We start from the raw sequence: 18,866 nt of genomic DNA, 5'->3' as shown, positions 1-18,866 counted from the left end.
AGTATGCTACAATTTCAATAAAATAATTTAATATTCTGAAAACTGTGAAGGGAGGTACAAACTTGAAAGAAGGTCTACTTTTAGAAAGTGAAATTTTTAGTCAACCTCGTTTTTTGAACTCTCCTTGGTTAGCTTGTAATATTGATTGGAGTGTTCTAAAACAAATTGGTATAAAAAAACTCTTTAAAAAGAATGCGATAATAAATTCCGATATTGAGCCATCACAATATATTTACTATATATCTCAAGGTAGGGTGCGTACCTCGGTTTTTACCGAAGCTGGCGAGGAAAAGATCATCATGGTAGTTGATGAAGGCAATATTATTGACATGCTTTCAGCCATCGATGATTTGCCTAATTATTTAGTATCAACCGCAGTGACAGAAAGTATCTTATACAGAGTCGAAAAAGAGGTTTTTCTTAAACTTGTCCATGAAGACATAGAAATTAGCAATAAAGTAATTTCAGATTTAACCAGTAAAATGAGAATTCTGATTACCCAGATTGAGGATTTAACGTTTATGACGTCGACTGCTCGAATTGCCAAATGCCTATATCGCCTATCTCACGAGTACGGGAGACCCTTCAATGATGGTATAAAATTAAACATAAAATTTACTCACCAGGAAATGGCGATTTATGCTGGAACTTGCAGGGTTACCGCTTCAAATATCTTGAAAAATATGGAGAAGGCTGGCATCATAAAAAGAAATGATGGATACGTAATCATTAAAGATATCATAATGCTTAAATACTATATAGAAAGCAATTACGGATGATACCGATCTGATAAGAACAAGATAGAATGCCCCTGTGGTTATAGATCTCCACTGGGGCGTTCTATGTTTTTGTTAACAAAGCCTGTCCATTTCAATCATTGAATAAAATAGTATAAGGCTTTTTTTACCAAATCCCCAATTTACTGTTTTTAAAGTGCAGTAGGGAGGCTACCAATCGGTAGCCTCCCTAAACGCCTAGCCTTATACTTGCTTCTACTTGGAAGTTCATCTTCTTTCATCTTAGCCAACCTATTATTTCTTTCCGATGTTCATAATCATCCCAAGCGCCATAATAACGCCGAAAATAATAAGGTAGAACAAGACTGCCTTGCCATGGGAATAACAGGCAGCAATCACCATGAAGACACAGGCGCAGATAGCCAGCGACGGCATGAGGAAACGTTTAAAACCGTTTAGAGACGTCTCTTTTACCATCATCATCATGAAGATGGGGATATACATCGCATAAATGGTTACGATGGGAAGTTCAGAACTATCAAAACTAAACGAACCGAACCAAGGGACCGCGGTTAGATTGGCGCCGAAGAAGTAAAGCAACCACATACCGCTCAGCAGCAGACCTAGAATCGAGGAATTTGTCGGCATATTGGTGTTAATATCAATACCTTTAAATACTTTTGGATTAGGACCCATATCTCGAGCTGCCAACGAGTAGAAACCGCGGGTGCAGCCCATCATCAAACCATTCAACGTTCCTAAGCAAGAAATGACAACGAATACGAACAGAATTGTACCACCTATGCTGGAGAATACCGTGGAAAACGCCAGCTTTGCTCCCGCTTCGCCGCCTTTCATCATAACGCTGTTACTAACAGCCCCAGCAAGTCCTAGATAATATAGGATGTATAATAACACAACAAACATGGTTCCAAAGGTAAGTGCCAAAGGCAGGTTTTTCTTGGCATCCTTCAGCTCAGCATTGATACTGGTGGCAATAATCCAGCCTTCGTAAGCGAAAGCCGTAGCAACAACAGCTGTAAAAAGCGGGTTGGCACTCGTCACATCTGCAATCGTACCACTCGTAAAGTTACTCACTAAAATGCCATTGCTTAGCCCGATGATAATCCCGACAACGGCCATCAGAACAAGCGGGACAATCTTAATGATCGTCGTAGAGACTTGGAACTGACCGGCTAGCTTTGGTGAAAGCGCGTTTAAAGCAAAGCTTCCAATCAGGAAAAAACCTGCAAGAGCCATTGCTTCACTGCCTACTATATTCCATCCCAGCAAGACACACGTGTATCGAGCAGAAACCCAGGCCAGGACAGAGGTTAGCGTTGGATAATAGATAGCAGCCATAAACCAACCAACAAAATAACCGTACTTACTGCCTAGAGCAACTTCAGCATAGTCAACAACACCATTCACTTTCTCATATCGAGTGGCCAGCGTTGCGAAAACATAAGCACAGACAATCATGATGATTCCGCCAATGCTCCAAGCCAAGATACCCTGAGGAAGATCACCTCCGGTAGCTTTTAATACCTTTTCCGCTTTGAAAAATACACCACTACCAATGACAATACCAATAACCATGGCTATCGCAGTTAATAGCCCATACTTTTTTTCCAGTCCGTTTTCCATCCTTAATTCTCCTCACTAGCTTATATTTCAAGAAACAAAACATTAATAAATGTACCATAATGTCCTGCAAAAATAAACCGCTAGTTTTGGAACTTCTTTTCTTTAACTAAATTGATGTGCTTTGACATAGTCTCCAGGGTTCGAGGATTGTTGATATTTTCTTCAAACTTTAATTATTACAGCATCCCCTTGGGCAAGTCCTCCGCAGATAGCGGCAGCCCCGTAGCCTCCGCCTAAACGCCTTAATTCATACGCCAGTGTACCTACGAGCCGAGCTCCGCTGGCTCCTACCGGATGCCCTATGGCAATAGCACCCCCGTTGGAGTTAAGCTTTTCTCTGATTTCTTTCACTTTTCCTTCATCAAAATCACCCAGAATTTTGCTGGATACCAGCGGTACAGCCGCAAAGGCTTCGTTAATTTCGATCCTTTTAAGATCGTCGACACTTAGATTTAACATCTTTAAGCCCTTTATGATGGCTTGGCCAGGTACTGTCGCGATGTACTTGGGTTTATCAGCCATACAGGCAATGGCAACTATTTCGGCCAAAGGGTGTAAACCTAACTCCCGCAGTTTACTTTCACTGATCAGAATTAATGCCGCCGCACCGTCGTTAAGACCAGGAGCATTACCTGCTGTCACAGTTGGACTCCCGTAAATAGGCAATAATTTTTTCAGACCTTCCAGCGTTGTATTCGCCTTGGGAAATTCGTCTTTGGCAAACACAAAAGTGTTATTTTTTTTATCTTTTGATTCGACTGGCATGATTTCTTCCTGGAATTTACCGGCTTTTTCTGCCTCTTGAAATCGTTGTTGACTGGTGAATGCCCAGACGTCTAAATCTTCTCTGCTCTCCCCATATTCGAGCCCAACTTCTCCGGCATCTACCGCCAACGGATTAAAATCTTTGTACTGCAAAGGGAAAATAGGATCTTCCAGCACAAAGTTTGCTAATTTCATACCCCAGCGCAAATTTCTGGCAATATGCGGAATTCTACTCATTACTTCGGCACCGCCGGCGATCACAATCTCCGCTTCCCGCAGGCGGATAGTATCATATCCTCTTCTGATAGCCTCTGTTGCGGAACAACAAGCTTTGTCAATCGTCGAAGACAGTACCCCTACAGGTAAACCTGCTTTAAGCAAGGCTTGACGTGCAATGACCGAGCCGGTAACGTCTTTGCACACGGACATTACGCAGCATCCCAAGTGTACCTCGTCAATCTGGTCTGGCTGAATATTATTGCGTTCAATAATTCCTTTGATCAGCATTCCTGCCAATGTATCAACTTCGATATCCTTCAAACTACCGCCAAAACTGCCAAAGGGTGTACGCATCGCATCCAGTATATAAACTTTTTCCGTCATAATGTTAAAATTCCCCCTCTGTTAGAGCCCCATCCCCCTGCTAACGATGAGTTTCATCACTTCAGACGTGCCGGCATAAATGGTATCGACGCGCGCATCCGTCCAAAGACGGGAAATCTCATAGCGATATCCCTTTTGGTTTTAACATAGAACGCCGAATCCCTTATTAGGCAAAGAATTCAGCGTCTTTACTTTCAGACTCCGGGTGAAATAATAGAGCCCTAAAGAGTTATTTCTCCAACGTATACCAACTGGTTATGTTGGGAATATGTTTTAGAGCCACCTCCGTAACCTTACTCATGGTCTCATTGACAAATTGCATTTCTGCCTCAGAGAGCTGTTCAAGTTTTATATATTCCTTGTTTTCCCACCAGTCATCTTTGGTTTTGACCACTGGATTTGATCCTCCCGGGAAGGCAAGCCAGTGAATTGGCGAACTCTTAAGAAAGGACTGCTTATGTTTTTCCAGAGGAGAAGAATCCCTGTTCTGCTTACGGCTAAAGTATATTAGTTCACCAGGAGGTCCGATAAGCACTGCTGTCCTAGCGGTGCAATCGGGCATATAGCCTACACTGGCGCAGACCGCTCCAATAGTAGCCATGGGCCGTGAATCCATTCGATATTGGTTCGCAGCCGCACAAGCATAGTCACAAGCTGCAGCCCAGTCCATCATCTTCCAGTGACAAGATGGACCTCCCCAAAGTGCTCCCATGCTTCCATTATCTTTAGCCCATTGGTTGAACGTGGCACACGATTCGAACCCGCAGGCTCCACAATCCCATGCTAACTCTGAACGGTCTAGTTTGGCTCCGATGAGCAGGCATACTAAAGGTGCCCGTTTTTCGCGAAAGTACTTCATGGTTTCATAATCAAACGCCATGACAGGTGAAATTGGGGCAATGCTGCCTGCTAACTCGATAAGCGGATCCAGATCGTCATCTGTAATGATTTCGGTCTGGATCTCTAGTACACCCGTAAGCTGTGGGGAACGATAAGCTGCGGCTGCCGCTAACTTGGTAACCTCCAAGACCGCTTCTCGTGCTGCCTGTTTGCCATCTAGTCTCATACTACTCCTCCTTTCCTTTTTTAGGGAATTGAACCCGATAGTCAAAATTAATTCCCGAGGCTGTTTGCCGAGTAACTGAAAAGTTCTTACGAGTGCTGTCAATCATCTTATCCATGTTTACAAGGTGATAGTCGATATTAATATCTTGATAAGAGTTCTTGGCTAGGGTTGCCATGGGAATACCGATGACTATGGCAGCCTTGGGACAGTATCCCAATTTCTGTCCGGCCAGACCGACGCTCATAAATGGTTTTGCATCCACCAGTAGGCTCTGGGCCATCCAGACGGCCGAACCCCAAGCATAACCAAGATCGTTTACCCTACAGGCACATAAGGGTCCTTTGATGGGCGTGCTACTTCTTTTGTCAGTGATGTCAATCAGCCCACCCTTAGTTTCACGCCTTTCATACAGAAAGGAACATCCTTGAGAACCGCCACAAAGCCCGCAATCTGCATCTAGTGGTGTTTCGTGGGCACGGTTGTTTCCCAGGAAGAGAATAACGTCTGATTCACGAACCATTACTGCTTCATTAAGAAACCTTTTTTTCCATGCAGCATTAAGATAAGCAAGTTCTTCCATCTTGAGGGCTACTTTTTCAAGTTCTTCCTGCCCATACACTAGATGTGCCCCAACTTGAGATACTCCTCCGGCAACAGGTGCAGTAAAGGCCGCATTCATACATAGCTTGGCGGCTAATATTGTAGCTTCTCTTCTCCGAGTATCTTGAGGAGAATGACGAGGCCACTCCTCGACATACTCCTCCCCTCGTAATAAATCGAATCTCTCCATGATTTCCCCTCCCGTAATTGAACGTCCCATGAGTACTAAATCATCGTTGAGAACCTGATTCGCTTATCTACTTCGTTAAGAGATGTACACACATGATGGCTGCATCACCTCCAATACTCCCGCCACCATTTTGAACGAGTCCCACTCTAGGTGAATTGACCTGTCTGGGACCCGCTTGACGACGTAATTGGATAACCGCCTCATGGATCATGGCTAAGCCGGTGGCTCCGACCGGATGCCCTTTTGACTCTAAACCTCCACTGGTGTTGATCGGAATGGTACCATTTATTTGCGTTTTGCCTTCCTCAAGATAGCGCGGAGCCTCACCTTTCTGACAAAACCCTAATTCTTCAAAATAGATAAACTCGGCAGGTGAAAAGGCATTATGAATTTCTGCAAAATCCACGTCCTCCGGTCCAATCCCAGCCATCTCAAAAGCTTCTCTTGCAGCCAACTGCGTAGCAGTCGGCATATTACGATTAAGACCGATTTCTGGATATCCACCAGAGGTCATACCAATTCCGGCAATCATAACCGAATTCGCCTTGTATTGAGCAGCAACTCTTTCGGAACATAAGATTGCAGCAGCAGCGCCATCGCCAATTGGGGAACACATGTAAAGAGTTATAGGGGAAGCAACCATTTTTGAATTGAGCACTTCCTCTACTGTCAATTCCTGTTGAATCTGAGCGTAAGGATTTAAACAACCGTTCTTATGATTCTTGACAGTAATCTTCGCGAACTGCTCTTTGGTGCACCCTGTCTCGAACATATACCGTTTCGCTTCCATCGCATAAAGCCCAGGCAAGAAAGCTCCCATGTTACCCTCAATTTCCAGATCAGTAGCGGAAGCAAGGGCTCTATTGACCTTGGCAGTGTCATTAATATACAGTTTTTCAAAGCCTACCGCCAAGGCAACATCGTAAAGCCCAGAAGCGATAGCTAACCACGCCTCGCGAAAAGCGGTTGATGAAGAACCGCAGGCATTGGGAGTATTAATAATTGGTATCCCCGCAAATCCGATATCCTTCATCACCACCTGACCTCTGACATCTTCCTGACCCGAAAGTAAGCCCTCCATCGAATTTCCGCAATAGATTACTTGTATATCCCGAGGACTCACCCCGGCATCCTTAATTGCCTTCCATGTGGCCTCCCGTGCTAGGTCTTTAATGCTTCTGTTAGACTGTTTTCCAAATTTTGTCATACCCACACCCATGACTACCGCTTGTCTAGCGAGCTTATTCATACCTTTATCCTTCCTGCTCCTTTGATCCAATCGTAAGACTCCCACTTCTTCAAGTGGGAGTGGGTCCCCTACTCTGCTTCGGTGGGGGTAGAGTCCCCCACCGAAGACTCGATGTTCAGCTTTAGCTGGACGAGTTCACTTCTGATAAATGGGTCTAAACTTGTAGCCTAATAAACTATTGCCATTCTCGTCTAATCGAATTGTCTCAAAAAACAACTCCATATCCATACCTATCTGTACTGAATCCTCATGAGCTTCACATCCACCAATGATGGAAAAAACCCTTACTTGTTCCGGTAAGTCTACTCTGCCCGTAATATAGGGTGCCTCAAAGCCTTGAGGTGCCATTTCGTTGACTGAGAAAGTATATAACTTCCCCTTTTTACTTAAAGGTATTTCTTCCATAGTGTTTTCCACAAGACAATTTGGACATATAGATCGTTTGGGGAATGTCACCAAGCTGCATTCTTGGCACCTTGAGCCGAGAAGATAGCCCTTTTCCAGAGACTCACCCGGTAGGACGAAAAGCCCTTCGGCAATGTTCTTTATTTGATCGTTCATCTATAACTGTCACCTTTTTCAATCATTCGAAGTCTGCACCCCGAACTTATTTCGGTGTAACCTTAAAGTTGCCACCATCTTCTCCATGAGCTAAATTGATTACCCATAAACCATTAATCGTAAAGATCACTTTTCATATAGCTTTTCTATTAACTGGGTCTTCTTGGTTGATCGGTCTAAAGAATTAAAGGGTACCCAATTAATGGACGGCCTAATCTTTAATTGCTTATGCATCTGTACGAGAATTTGGTGTTCTAAAGGCCCCAAGTCGCCTTCCCTGATTCCTTCCCCGTACTCAAGTTTGAGTTTTAACGGAGGAACAACTCGGGGAGGTCGCTGATCAAGAACGATTCTAAAGACACCACTGACCTTGGGAACGAAGGATTGGATGATTCCTTGTATTGCCGCCGGATAAACAGGGACCCCTTTTACCTTAAGCATGTCATCAGCCCGCCCTACTACTTTGTACCTCATACCCGATCGACCACAAGGACAAGGTTTGGTAAAGACTTGATGAATATCATTAAGTGTGAAACGTAGACTGAAAAAGAAATGTCCTGATTTTGGTTCGATGGGTGTAAAGACTGCTAAGCCAGTTGCACCATCCTCTAATGGGATTGACTCTTTGGTTTCCGGATCAACAAGTTCATAATAACAATAATCACCAGCTACCCAGTGCATACCTTGGTACACCGGGTGATCACAAGAAACGCCGTACCCGGCACCGATATCAAATACTTTTGCCCCATACTCACTTTCCAGCCTTGTTCTCAACTCCGGGATACCAGCTCCTGGCTCCGCCCCTAAAATAAGTGTTTTGAATCCTATATTTTTAATAGGTTCCTTCAAGACATCCTCTGCACGCTCAATTAAATGGATTGCTAACGATGGTGTTCCCGTAAAAACAGTAGGCTTAAAAGCTTTAAAAAATGTAAGCAAGCGTTCTGTACCAGCTTCCGCTCCCATAGGGATGATTGTAAGGCCAGGAACGCTTCTATACCAAAATAACTGAGGGGTTCCGGCAGCGTGCATACTTAAGCCAAAGCATAATGCCATACGATCACCTGGTCGAATTCCGGCTCTCCAAGCAATTCGCCCGAAAATGTCTGCAACCCGATCTAACCCACTTCTAAAAAGAGGATAGGGTGTTGGGATGCCAGTCGTTCCAGAGGTTGACGATAATAAGAAAAGATCGTTAAATCGCTCTTCACCAAACAAATCGCGATAAACTCGAGTCAGATCGAAGTCCCCTTCTTGCATTGCCCCACGGAAATCTTCCTGACTGATAATCGGTATCGCCCGCGCAAAATCCTCAAATGATCGAATATCCTCAGGTTTAACACCTGCTTTATCCATCCGACGCCGCTCAAATGGGACCTTCTCATAAAAAAAACGAATTGCTTTCTGAAGACCTTCCCACTGGATTTCCCTCATTTTTGGAGTGTTTAATATTGGCTCGACTTCCATATCGAAATATGTTTGCTCGGCATCCAAAAAACTACACCTCCCCAACTATAGAAATACTCATCCAATGCTATACGGTTAAACTTTGGCAGTGGAATCATTAATTTAATCAACCTTTAGTAATAGCCTTCATGACAAATTCGCAGACCATCGATGCCACTACATCCGGCGGAAATCTCTCCCCTCCTTTAAACCACTTATAGGGCCAAGTGCAAGTTCCTAAAATTATATGCGCCATAACAGTTACATCCGAGTCTATAATAAAGCCCGCTTCAATCCCTTCCGAAAGCAAATTTTTGAAGACATTTAAATACTCTTCCTGTGTTTCTTTAATAATTAAGCTTTCCTGCGAATCGAGCGACCGAATTTCATCATGAATAACTGCAACATATTCGGGGTTAGTTAAAACAGTGAGGGTGTGATCATAGACAGCCTGACGAAGTTTTTCGTAAACTGTAAAGTTTGAAGCTTCTACATTTCTAACGGTCTGATACAGACGAAAACCGATATCTTCAACTAAAGTATGTAACAATTCTTGTTTGCTCTTAATGTGATAATACAGACTAGCCTTTTTGATTTCCAAATCATAAGCTATATCCTCCATTGAGGTAGCTTCATATCCTTTTTGGTGGAATAGCTTGAGCGCCGATTTTATAATATCGTTCTTATCCATTTATATCTTCCTTCCCTAGCTGCCTACCTACCGTTCGGTAGTTAACTAATTGTAATATTCAGACTATTGTTTGTCAAGGGTTAAAAAGAGCCTTGCACCACTTTATATTAATAGCTAATAACAATGATTAGTAATACTTGATGAAGTTTCAGCCAACTACATCCTCGGGAGGACAGCGAGTCCGCTCGGTATCATCAGACATTCGTCGACATGCTCAAGCATCGCCTTGAGCAGTACCGGTTTGTAGGAGAAACTCATATCCATGGTCTTGACCATATCCATAAACTTGTCTTTCATATTGGCAAGGGTAATAATGTCCCAACTATACAAACTTCAAGTAGGTTTCTGCTAAGATATTATTTCTCATTGGCACAAACAGTTTGCTTTCTAAGTCCTGAGCATAGTATTTAACCCCATTAATTCTAACCGTGGAAAGTTTCAACATACGACATTTTTTAACAAAAAAAAGAATTTCTGTCTTGCGGACTTTCCGGCAAAGAATCTCTTTTGGGGTAAGAGTAGATCATAGGTTTTCCAGATCGTTCAGGCCTTCAGATAACTCCTTTTCCGGCCAGAGCATTCATTGCACTGCAATAGGCGGGAAAAAATTAAGGCGTCCCTCACAGGACTGCCTTAAATAAAACAGCAAATTATTATTTTTAGCTTATTGGATTCCTAAGTGCTCCTTTAAGGCTTCTTGGAGAATGGATGAGAACTTGACATTATGTTCTTCTGTGCTCTTACCTTCATTGAACCTTTTTAGTCTTTTGCTAAATCTAACAAACCATTACCTTCCAAGCACTTTGGATTACCAAGAGCATTTGTTCTCTTTATTAATTGAGCATAAATTTCATTTTCCGATAAGGTTCTTTCAAATTCTTTTTCACATTGTTTAATAATTAATGCAGATCCTCCCGAAACGTGTGGTGTTGCCATTGAAGTCCCTCTCAATGTTGCATATCCTCCACCTATATATGTTGACAAGATTCCATCTCCTGGGGCAACCAAATCTACATTCTTATTTGAATTACTGAAACAAGCTATTTTTTTATTTAAATCAACTGCACCCACTTCTACAACTTCTTGATATGCACCTGGGTAGTCTAACTCATCTGTTTGGGGGCTACAATCTCCACCATTACCAGCTGCACAAACGACTAATATATCGTTATTCACTGCATTTTTTACAGCCTGGTGTAGTTCTGAAACATCTTGAGGTCCTCCTAAAGACATTGAGATTACTCGTGCTTTTTCTCCACTAGGACCTCTCCAGTTTACCGCATAATTAATCCCATTTATAATCCACTCATATGCCCCCGATCCATTACCTGCAAGAACTTTTACAATGAGTAGCTTGGCTAATGGTGCTACTCCTAAAACACCTATATTGTTTTCTGATGCCGCAATTGTACCTGCTACATGAGTACCATGCCCCACATTATCAGAAAAGTTATTAGGATCATTATCATAATCTGTAGTAAAATTGCGTCCGCCAATAATACGATCTTTCAAATCTACATGATTGGTTTGGCATCCTGTATCTAATACAGCAACTACAATGTCCTTACCCTTTTCACTCTTATCCCATGCCGTTGGGGCGTTAACAAGTTTCACACCGGCAGGTATTTCAGTAAAAGTAGCCTCGGCAGCAATCGATAATACTTCATAAGGAATTAATTTTACGTCATTATTATTTAATTCATTTGAATAGTTATGACTCATCTTTCTTCACCTCAAAATCATTTTATTATAAAACTCCTTCCCCCCAATCGATCTAGTTTTCTTAGATAACGATAGTATTTCCCTCCTTTTCTGTGGTGTCGACTTGACATGGGACCATACGTCGGATGCTTCAATGGGGCGAGGGAAAATGCTCATTTGACGTATTCGCAATGATTACGTTACTAAAATGTTACCCTAGGGTCATTCCTGTGCTTTTGACGGCAGTCAGTTTCAGACCCCAGGTAGATAAGATCTAGGGTAACTCCATAAAGATTAATAAGTTTCGATAATAAATTGTATTCTATCTGACCAGAATCAATCTCCAATTCTTTTATCGTCTCAGTTGATACTCCACAATATCTGGCAACCTCATCTTCCGCATACCCGCAGGAAACTCTAACAGCGCGCATGGTAAATTGCATAATTTCAAACCTCCGCTCGTACCAGTAGGACTTTGGTCCCAAATTGTGCGATTCATTTAGGCAATTCCAGCATATACCAGCTTGGTTGTCGAAATCGTTAAAATATTGTCAACTAAAACCTTATTTCTTGGACGATCGGTACAGTAGTCGCCTAATGTGTAATAGCAGGAATTTCGCCTTATAAAGGATTTCCCACGAGTGTTGGGAATTAAATCTCATTACTATTATTATTTTTAATTCTGTAATACCAATGAAACAGGCGACATAATTTTGATATTGCATGCAAAAAAAAGATAAGGAAATATCCTTATCTGTGCGGGCAAGGCAACCTTACCGGTTGGTGAGAAGTAGCTCGGTTTGGCGCTGGCTACTTTTTACCTGTCAAGAAAAATAATTTACCTACTAATTGCTTTTATCACCTCCACGATTAAAACTAGTAAACTTACTAGTAATGAACAGGATCCGATCGCAATCATCATCGTTTCATATGTTTTCATGAGCCCAGTTCCTCCCTTCAGAGAGAAATTGGTTGCTTACCCGCAAAACGCGATATTTAGTTCTATTACAATATATACGGTTATCATACCGTTAGTCATTTTTCCGGAAAATAAAGTCGTCAGTAAGAGGTGGCATAATTTGCGATCATCCGGAAGAATAATAACTCATCAACTAACTTAAAACTGCAAATCAAAAATAATATAAAGCGACATGACTATAGTAAAAGCTGATAATTTTAAGTTTTCCTTGGGTGTCCTCTATTCACCCTTGCTAATCGCCATGTAATCTTGAACCTCTGGTTCAACTTGTTTGTCTCAATATTATTCCGATTTAATCGGATAGTCAACATATATTTTCACCTAACCTACTATTTATTATTCATAAAATCGGATATACTCGGAATAGAATATTCTTAGACTTTGGAGGGAATTATGTGGCACGCAGTAAGTATACCGAGGTTGAGCTTGGCATGATCGCAGACATTTCTGTCAACCTCAAACAGATCCTACACCTTAAAGGTGTTAGTCAAACCGATCTAAGCAATAAAACTAAATTACCAACAAGCACAATATCAGACTACGTGAATGGAAAAACATTAATTCCCCCTGGTAATCTACAAAAGATTGCCGACTCATTAAATGTCTTAAAGTCTGACATAAATTCATCATTTAAGAAAGCTCAGTCATATAAGTCTATCCCCCTTATCGACAGGATCTATGCTGGTGAAGGATTACTGGCTGAGCAGAATGTTGAGGGCTATATCCATTATCCATTCCAAGATAGTCGTCAACCAGACTATGCCTTGAGGGTGAAGTATGACAGCATGGTCGATGCCGGTATCGAGTCTGGCGATATTGTCTTCATGCGTTATGCGCAGTGGGCAGAATATAATGGTCAAATCGTGGCCGCACTCATCAACAATGACAAAGAGGGAACCCTGAAGCGTATAAAATGGTCGGAAGGATCACCACAAATAAAGTTAATGCCTGGAAATAGCAAGCATAAAGTGATTGAAGTTCTGCCAAATCAAGTGCGAGTGTTCGGGGTTTATATGGGTCACTTCAGACCAGAAAATCATCAAGAAAACAGCTAAGGGCTGAGATATCATTTCAGGGTAATGGATATATGCGGATGAATTTGTACTCAACAAAAAAGGGCCTCCCTTGTAGAATAAGGGGTTGCCTTTTTGAGTTGAAACTTTAATTTAATACACAAAATCGCAAGTTTTTAGCACACTATTAGCATATAAATCAGCAAATTTTTAGCAGGAAAATAGCCACGACTTGGCAGTTCACACTACGCCAAATCGTGGCTATTCCAATTTAGTAGGGTAGGCCCCTTTTCGATTTTCTTTATACGCATTTTAAGAATTGGACTAAACCGCTATCGCGGTGGTTAAGCCGTCGAAGTTTGTGGATACACTTCAATCTGTACAAAATTTAAGTGATTCTACTTTTCTCAGTTCAAAGTACCTTAAACTTGTTATGCAGGTCTACTGCTAATAAGTTTAAGGGGAATGAAGCATGGAAAACAAGGAACAAATTTTACAACGGATGAAAGAAGACATCCTTCTTCGGGGACTGTCAAAGAACACACTGGAGAGCTATACCTTAAATGCTCGAACTTTTCTTGAGTATTGTAACCGTCCGGCGGAACAGCTAAATGAACATGACATCCGTAGATTCTTGTGGTATTTGATTAACGAGAAAAATGTTATGCCTGGAACTGTGAATTGTTACAGTGCAGCCATACGGTTTCTCTTTGCAGTTACGTTTAACCGTACTCTTAATTATCTTCAGATACCTCGTCAGAAAAAGCGCAAAACACTTCCGGAAGTTTTCTCAATTATCGAGAGTTGCAAAAACTTAAAGCACAAGGCAATGCTGACGATATGGACAAGAAGAAAATAAATAATTCTTGTGAGGAGGAAAAGGATATGTCAACTGCATTAGACAATAAAAAAATCACTCTACAAGAAATGTTGGATAAAATAAGCTCAAAATCAGATGCCTTAACGGGTAAAAAAGGTATGATTGAATTAAATCCCGACAATCCTCTTCATAAAGAGTGGTTTGAAGATGACAAGTATAAGGGGCAATAAGGACTAATGTCTGAAAGACGAGATATTTACACGGCTATTATTTATTATCGTGGTCAATTGGGAGCTTCTAAACCCTAACTCTATCAGCGGAGCAATGAATTCTCTAGTGCCAATTTCCCGTTTCAATAAGGGCGAAGCCAATAAAATCTTTGAGGAAGTCCGTGAAACTGGCTTTAAAATTGTTCTAAAGAACAACACTCCTACCTGTGTTCTGCTCACACCAGAAGCCTATGAGCAAATGCTTGAAACAATTGAAAATTACCGTTTGCTTGTAGAAGCTGAAAAACGGCACGAACCTAGCTGGTTACTGCAAGATTAAGCTGTTAAAGCTTGGGTTACGGGTAGTGTACAAGGTCGTGCGGGAAAACAACATCATGAAGATTGTTGTGGTTTCCACAAGAGCTGATGATGAAGTATATATTCTGGCCCAAAAGCGTATAGAGCTATAAAGAAAACGTCCGGTCTCCGGGCGTTTTTATGTTGGAGCGTCTGGCAAAGAAAGTTCTGCAACGGAATAAAGAGCTGCCTTGCCTGCAAGCTGAACCCGCCCGCCGTTCACACGGCAATATAGGGTTCCACCGCGACGGGAAGCCTGTCTGGCTACTAACTCTGCTTTTCCTAATTTATCGGACCAAAGCGGGGCAATATGGCAATGTCCTGAACCGCAGACCGGATCTTCAGGCACACTCAGCTTAGGCGCGAAGCTGCGGCTCACACAGTCATATTCTGTGCCTTTCGCAGTAAGATGAAGTAAAAGACCAGACAGCAGTTTAGTTTTCTCCAAATCAGGATGCGCCGCCTTAACCTGTTCTTCATTTTCCAGTATGCAAACAAGATCACGATCAATCCATGCTTCCAAAGGACGGAAGCCAATGATTTGCTCCATCTGATCTGTTACCTCTATAGGTTTTAGCTGATAACTGGGAAAATCCATCTCATACAGGTCATCTTTTCTATTAACAATAAGTTCACCGCTTAAAGTCTGGAAAAAAACTTCCGTCATGGATGTATCCACATAATTCATCAATACAAATGCAGTGGCAAGTGTAGCATGGCCACACAGATCAATCTCACCACCAGGGGTAAACCAGCGCAATCTATAACTCTTTCCTTCCTTAACAGTAAAGGCTGTTTCGGAAAGATTATTTTCAATCGTAATCGCCTGCATTAGTTCATCCTTTAACCATTTTTCCATTACACATATAGCAGCAGGATTACCTTCGAACAGCTTATCAGCAAAAGCATCAACTACATATTGTTTCATAGCTAAAGCCTCCTTGTTTTTTCATTTATCTTTTATTTGAGATATACAACTGCTTCAATCTCGCAGAGAATGCCAAGCGGAAGCTGCCTGACAGCGACGCACGTTCTGGCCGGCTTGTATATAATAGTTCGCATAAACTGCATTGAAAGTAGAAAACATTCTTTTTCATCCAATACCCTAAAACAATATAAAAAAAGTTTCAACTTATCACATACTTCAGCTAATCTATTTTTCTTTGAAGCGTCCCTCAAAATCAAGTCCTGTTTAGTATACGTTTTTATCATGATAACTCATTTTGCAATCATGCATATTATGATTTATAAGACCATTTTCTTAAAATCACCCTATGTCATCTATATTTTCGCCTATTTTTAAGGGGCAAAAACCGGCTTTTTTTTGCCCAATTTTTGCCCCAAAATCGTCTCCAAACCACAACATCTTGTGGTCAAATTCTACTTTTTGTCCTCAGAACCACATTTCGTCATCAGAATTATCGTTTCTACATGCGCCGTCCAAGTAAACATATCAACCTAAATGGAATCTAATGATGTAAACATGCTTCCTATCCTAATTCTACTGCACAATAAGTCTTTAAAGTGAGGAAAAGTCCGGCTCTCCATATACTAAGGGTAGCATCCGTTTATGAGCGGTTTTCGTATAGGCAGTACGGATAGCTGAGATAACCTCATTCGGACCCTCTCCTGTCCGTATGAATTCATCAATCGCCGCATAAGTAATGCCCATTTCACTTTCATCCGTTTGGCCTTCCCAAAGTCCGGCTGATGGCGTTTTTTCAATGATTTCTTTAGGAATTCCTAAAGCCTTGCCGAGTTCCACAACTTCCGTTGCCGTGAGATCAGAGATAACGCAGAAGTCATACGCGCCGTCACCATACTTCGTATAGTAGCCCATGACAGCTTCCGAAAGATTGTCCGTACCGGCAACCAAGTAACCCTTCGCTTGAGCCAATGCATAAAGTGTTGTCATGCGAAGTCTTGGCTTGATATTGGCAAAGGCCATAGGGGTAATAGTTTCATCCATGCTGTTTTGAATACTCTCGGATAGTTTAGAAAAACTCTCTTCAAGAGGAACTTCAACCGTTTCAATGCCTAGTTTTTCTGCAACTTTAAGCGCATCAACTTTATCGGTATCTCTGCTGTAGCACGGCATAATCACGCCCAGGACATTATCCGTGGCCAGTTTGCATAAGGCGGCGACAGTATTGCTGTCTTTTCCGGAAGACATTCCAATGACAAGGCCTTTAGCTCCGGTTTGATTCAAAATTTCCCTAATCCATTCAACACGACTCTTAATTTCTTCATTCCAATTACGCATTAAAATCCCATCCTTTCAAAGTTTCCTCTAAGTAAAAGTACACAGGTTCCGGTACAAGGTAACGGACACTCTTCCCTGCTTTAAGTAAATCACGGACATGGGTCGAGTTACCATCGTTTCGCACATAGTCATCAGGAATCAGAAAGCTATCCAAATTTACGAGGAGCGAAGGGTTTTTTAGAATCATCTTCATAGGGTCGTCTCCATTTCGAGGGATAACGATGAAATAATAATCGTCCATTAACTTTTGGAAATCGTCCCAAGTATCGATAAATCTCAGGTTATCCGTACCCATGACAAAGGCGATTGGATACTTAGGATACTGCTTTTTGAGTATTTTTAGTGAATCGATAGTATTGAGTAAAATCGGAGACAGTGTTTCAATCTCTGACACTTCAAATTTGGGGTTCGCTTCACAAGCAAGTTTCAGCATCTCTACGCGGTCCTTGGACGGTAGTAGCCCATTCTTTTCATAAAGGTCGCTTACGGGTAGAAAAATAACCTTCTCGATATCATAGATATTGGTGATTTCCTCAGCAAGAGCTAAATGAGCATTTGTTACAGGGCTAAACGAACCGCCAAAAACTGCAATTACACGTTCCATCATACTCCCCCTTAAGCAATGCTATTAAGATTTGGATTATCGCAAGGCCCACGGCCAACCTTATGCATTTCGACCCATGAATCGTCGATTTTGACTCGGACAATATCCGATGTAAAATCATTATTGGTCTCATCCGAATTCTCCAGAAGTGACGACCCAACTCCGTAAATATCAACCGGCACCTCAAGTTCCTCAAACATTGTTATTTTCTTGGCATTAAAGCCACCAGTGACTATTATCTTAATCGCTTGACACCATTCTTTGGCGACAAGGATAGCATCAAAAGGAATATCCCACTGCTTAAAAGCAGCATTAATCGCGTTGCGCAGTGCCCATATTAAACGAGGGTTTACGCCGCAGTCTAATTTCTTATCACCAAAGGGAGGAATTGCTTTATCCCGCATGTTCCCTGAGGTATCTGGGCGAACGCCAAAGAGTTGGTATTTTCGGGCTTCTTCTTTGTTCCCTTCTTTTAAGAGACTCCAATACTTGTCAAACATCCTTTTCATCACTGATTGGGAATCACCAATACAATCGTTATGGAAGTCCACAAGGGCAATTCTAGGGATTTCAAGAGGCATAATCCGACAGAACTGCATCATCGTCTCAGCTGTATCCCCCAAAAAGGCAGCGATTGAAGCGTGGGCAATTGTACCTCCGGCTTTCCCGCCCCACCAATCAGCTTGGTCATCCGTAGAAACAAAGGTTTTGGATTTCTTACCGTATTTGTCGTTGTATGCTTGGACCGCCAGTGAATAGGCATATCCATGAAGTGCTTGCATTTTGTAATGAACGAAACGTGCCGGGAAAAAGAGAATGTCTTTCCCCTTAGCAGCCTTCAGGACGTTAAAGACGTTGGTGGCTACCCGAGTTGCCTCAGAAAGAACCCCGAGTATAGGAGTTTCTAATAGTGCGAAATAACGATAGACTCCTCTTACTTTCAGTACAGGCTGTACGCTCATGGGGTCGCCGTCATAGGTAACAAATGTGCCATCTTCTACTGCTTCGACTTCAAGCGTATGATACATATTAACGAAGTTGCCATCTTCGTCATAATAACCGGTACATTCTTTCAGAATAGTCAGGGCCTCGTCTACCCCAGCTACTAGGCTGTAGGGTTTACGTCGAGTAAAGAATTGCATTTCAACAACAATGTCGCCGTTTTTCACCTGAGCTAATTTATCTTCAGGAATTTCCTTAACTTCACATTTCCCTTGAAACCTATAGCCTTCTTTTGAAACGGTTTCAAGTATCTTTACAATATTCAGGAAGTACGCATCGGAGTACCAACCCTTTCTCATGCGCTCTGTGTCAATCTTAAAAATTTCAGGGGCTAAACGTTGTCCATTAAATACACTCATTTCT

Annotated in this window: 22 protein-coding genes; 5 read left to right on the top strand and 17 right to left on the bottom strand. The window is 42.0% G+C overall.

The window, feature by feature from the left end:
• The first annotated feature begins 62 nt into the window (after positions 1 to 62).
• Entirely contained in the window at positions 63 to 779 is a 717-nt protein-coding gene (locus tag JL57_RS05630) for a Crp/Fnr family transcriptional regulator (protein ID WP_034141076.1), read from the top strand.
• A 252-nt stretch (positions 780 to 1,031) separates the two neighbouring features.
• Here the strand turns inward: JL57_RS05630 and JL57_RS05625 are convergent, their stop codons facing one another.
• The 13 genes from JL57_RS05625 to JL57_RS33590 form a co-directional block, all read right to left on the bottom strand.
• Positions 1,032 to 2,384, bottom strand: a complete 1,353-nt coding sequence (locus tag JL57_RS05625; RefSeq protein WP_034141075.1) for an APC family permease — start codon at positions 2,382 to 2,384, stop codon at positions 1,032 to 1,034.
• Between the two features lie 162 nt (positions 2,385 to 2,546).
• Entirely contained in the window at positions 2,547 to 3,752 is a 1,206-nt protein-coding gene (locus JL57_RS05620) for a thiolase family protein (RefSeq protein WP_034141074.1), read from the bottom strand.
• Between the two features lie 21 nt (positions 3,753 to 3,773).
• On the bottom strand, positions 3,774 to 3,869 hold the full coding sequence (locus JL57_RS33600; protein WP_291299755.1) for an acyl-CoA dehydrogenase family protein: 96 nt from the start codon (positions 3,867 to 3,869) through the stop codon (positions 3,774 to 3,776).
• Positions 3,870 to 3,981: 112 nt separating this feature from the next.
• A complete protein-coding gene (locus tag JL57_RS05615; protein ID WP_034141073.1) occupies positions 3,982 to 4,818 on the bottom strand; it encodes a DUF2148 domain-containing protein in 837 nt (278 codons plus the stop codon).
• A 1-nt stretch (position 4,819) separates the two neighbouring features.
• Entirely contained in the window at positions 4,820 to 5,608 is a 789-nt protein-coding gene (locus JL57_RS05610) for a DUF2148 domain-containing protein (protein ID WP_034141072.1), read from the bottom strand.
• Between the two features lie 67 nt (positions 5,609 to 5,675).
• A complete protein-coding gene (locus JL57_RS05605) occupies positions 5,676 to 6,857 on the bottom strand; it encodes a thiolase C-terminal domain-containing protein (RefSeq protein ID WP_034141071.1) in 1,182 nt (393 codons plus the stop codon).
• Between the two features lie 135 nt (positions 6,858 to 6,992).
• Positions 6,993 to 7,418 (bottom strand): Zn-ribbon domain-containing OB-fold protein, encoded by a 426-nt coding sequence (locus tag JL57_RS05600; protein WP_045691375.1) that lies wholly within the window; start codon positions 7,416 to 7,418, stop codon positions 6,993 to 6,995.
• A gap of 126 nt (positions 7,419 to 7,544) precedes the next feature.
• Positions 7,545 to 8,912 carry a phenylacetate--CoA ligase family protein gene (locus tag JL57_RS05595; protein WP_034141070.1) on the bottom strand — a complete coding sequence of 456 codons (1,368 nt, stop codon included), beginning with the start codon at positions 8,910 to 8,912 and terminating at the stop codon, positions 7,545 to 7,547.
• 79 nt (positions 8,913 to 8,991) lie between these two features.
• Positions 8,992 to 9,555, bottom strand: coding sequence for a TetR/AcrR family transcriptional regulator (locus tag JL57_RS05590; RefSeq protein ID WP_034141069.1), 564 nt, complete (start codon positions 9,553 to 9,555; stop codon positions 8,992 to 8,994).
• 156 nt (positions 9,556 to 9,711) lie between these two features.
• Positions 9,712 to 9,885: a hypothetical protein gene (locus tag JL57_RS33595; protein ID WP_291299746.1), complete on the bottom strand. Its 174-nt coding sequence runs from the start codon at positions 9,883 to 9,885 to the stop codon at positions 9,712 to 9,714.
• A 429-nt stretch (positions 9,886 to 10,314) separates the two neighbouring features.
• Positions 10,315 to 11,277, bottom strand: a complete 963-nt coding sequence (locus JL57_RS05585) for a S8 family peptidase (protein ID WP_034141068.1) — start codon at positions 11,275 to 11,277, stop codon at positions 10,315 to 10,317.
• Positions 11,278 to 11,459: 182 nt separating this feature from the next.
• The gene (locus JL57_RS05580; RefSeq protein ID WP_034141067.1) at positions 11,460 to 11,699 is read right to left on the bottom strand and encodes a helix-turn-helix transcriptional regulator; all 240 of its coding nucleotides are present in this window, start codon (positions 11,697 to 11,699) and stop codon (positions 11,460 to 11,462) included.
• A 395-nt stretch (positions 11,700 to 12,094) separates the two neighbouring features.
• Positions 12,095 to 12,196 carry a putative holin-like toxin gene (locus tag JL57_RS33590; protein WP_243454596.1) on the bottom strand — a complete coding sequence of 34 codons (102 nt, stop codon included), beginning with the start codon at positions 12,194 to 12,196 and terminating at the stop codon, positions 12,095 to 12,097.
• 434 nt (positions 12,197 to 12,630) lie between these two features.
• On the opposite strand from JL57_RS33590, the gene JL57_RS33585 reads away from it, so the two are divergent.
• The 4 genes from JL57_RS33585 to JL57_RS05565 all read left to right on the top strand — a co-directional run bounded on the left by JL57_RS33585 (position 12,631) and on the right by JL57_RS05565 (position 14,617).
• The gene (locus tag JL57_RS33585) at positions 12,631 to 13,290 is read left to right on the top strand and encodes a LexA family transcriptional regulator (protein WP_291299745.1); all 660 of its coding nucleotides are present in this window, start codon (positions 12,631 to 12,633) and stop codon (positions 13,288 to 13,290) included.
• A gap of 430 nt (positions 13,291 to 13,720) precedes the next feature.
• Entirely contained in the window at positions 13,721 to 14,107 is a 387-nt protein-coding gene (locus tag JL57_RS05570; protein ID WP_291299744.1) for a site-specific integrase, read from the top strand.
• A gap of 26 nt (positions 14,108 to 14,133) precedes the next feature.
• Positions 14,134 to 14,298, top strand: a complete 165-nt coding sequence (locus JL57_RS33580) for a hypothetical protein (RefSeq protein ID WP_291299743.1) — start codon at positions 14,134 to 14,136, stop codon at positions 14,296 to 14,298.
• A gap of 94 nt (positions 14,299 to 14,392) precedes the next feature.
• Positions 14,393 to 14,617, top strand: a complete 225-nt coding sequence (locus tag JL57_RS05565) for a type II toxin-antitoxin system Phd/YefM family antitoxin (protein WP_291299742.1) — start codon at positions 14,393 to 14,395, stop codon at positions 14,615 to 14,617.
• A 156-nt stretch (positions 14,618 to 14,773) separates the two neighbouring features.
• Here the strand turns inward: JL57_RS05565 and JL57_RS05560 are convergent, their stop codons facing one another.
• The 4 genes from JL57_RS05560 to JL57_RS05540 all read right to left on the bottom strand — a co-directional run bounded on the left by JL57_RS05560 (position 14,774) and on the right by JL57_RS05540 (position 18,862).
• Positions 14,774 to 15,562: a PhzF family phenazine biosynthesis protein gene (locus JL57_RS05560; protein ID WP_034141066.1), complete on the bottom strand. Its 789-nt coding sequence runs from the start codon at positions 15,560 to 15,562 to the stop codon at positions 14,774 to 14,776.
• Positions 15,563 to 16,153: 591 nt separating this feature from the next.
• Positions 16,154 to 16,897, bottom strand: coding sequence for an NAD(+) synthase (gene nadE, locus JL57_RS05550; RefSeq protein ID WP_034141064.1), 744 nt, complete (start codon positions 16,895 to 16,897; stop codon positions 16,154 to 16,156).
• Positions 16,890 to 17,504 (bottom strand): nicotinate (nicotinamide) nucleotide adenylyltransferase, encoded by a 615-nt coding sequence (gene nadD / locus JL57_RS05545; protein WP_291299741.1) that lies wholly within the window; start codon positions 17,502 to 17,504, stop codon positions 16,890 to 16,892. The genes nadE and nadD overlap by 8 nt, the downstream gene beginning before the upstream one ends.
• Before the next feature lie 8 nt (positions 17,505 to 17,512).
• Positions 17,513 to 18,862 carry a nicotinate phosphoribosyltransferase gene (locus JL57_RS05540; RefSeq protein WP_034141062.1) on the bottom strand — a complete coding sequence of 450 codons (1,350 nt, stop codon included), beginning with the start codon at positions 18,860 to 18,862 and terminating at the stop codon, positions 17,513 to 17,515.
• Positions 18,863 to 18,866 lie beyond the last annotated feature (4 nt).

The organism is Desulfosporosinus sp. BICA1-9 (assembly GCF_000802135.1).
The sequence above is the reverse complement of the archived record's forward strand: the minus strand, read 5'-3'. Positions and strand labels throughout refer to the sequence as shown.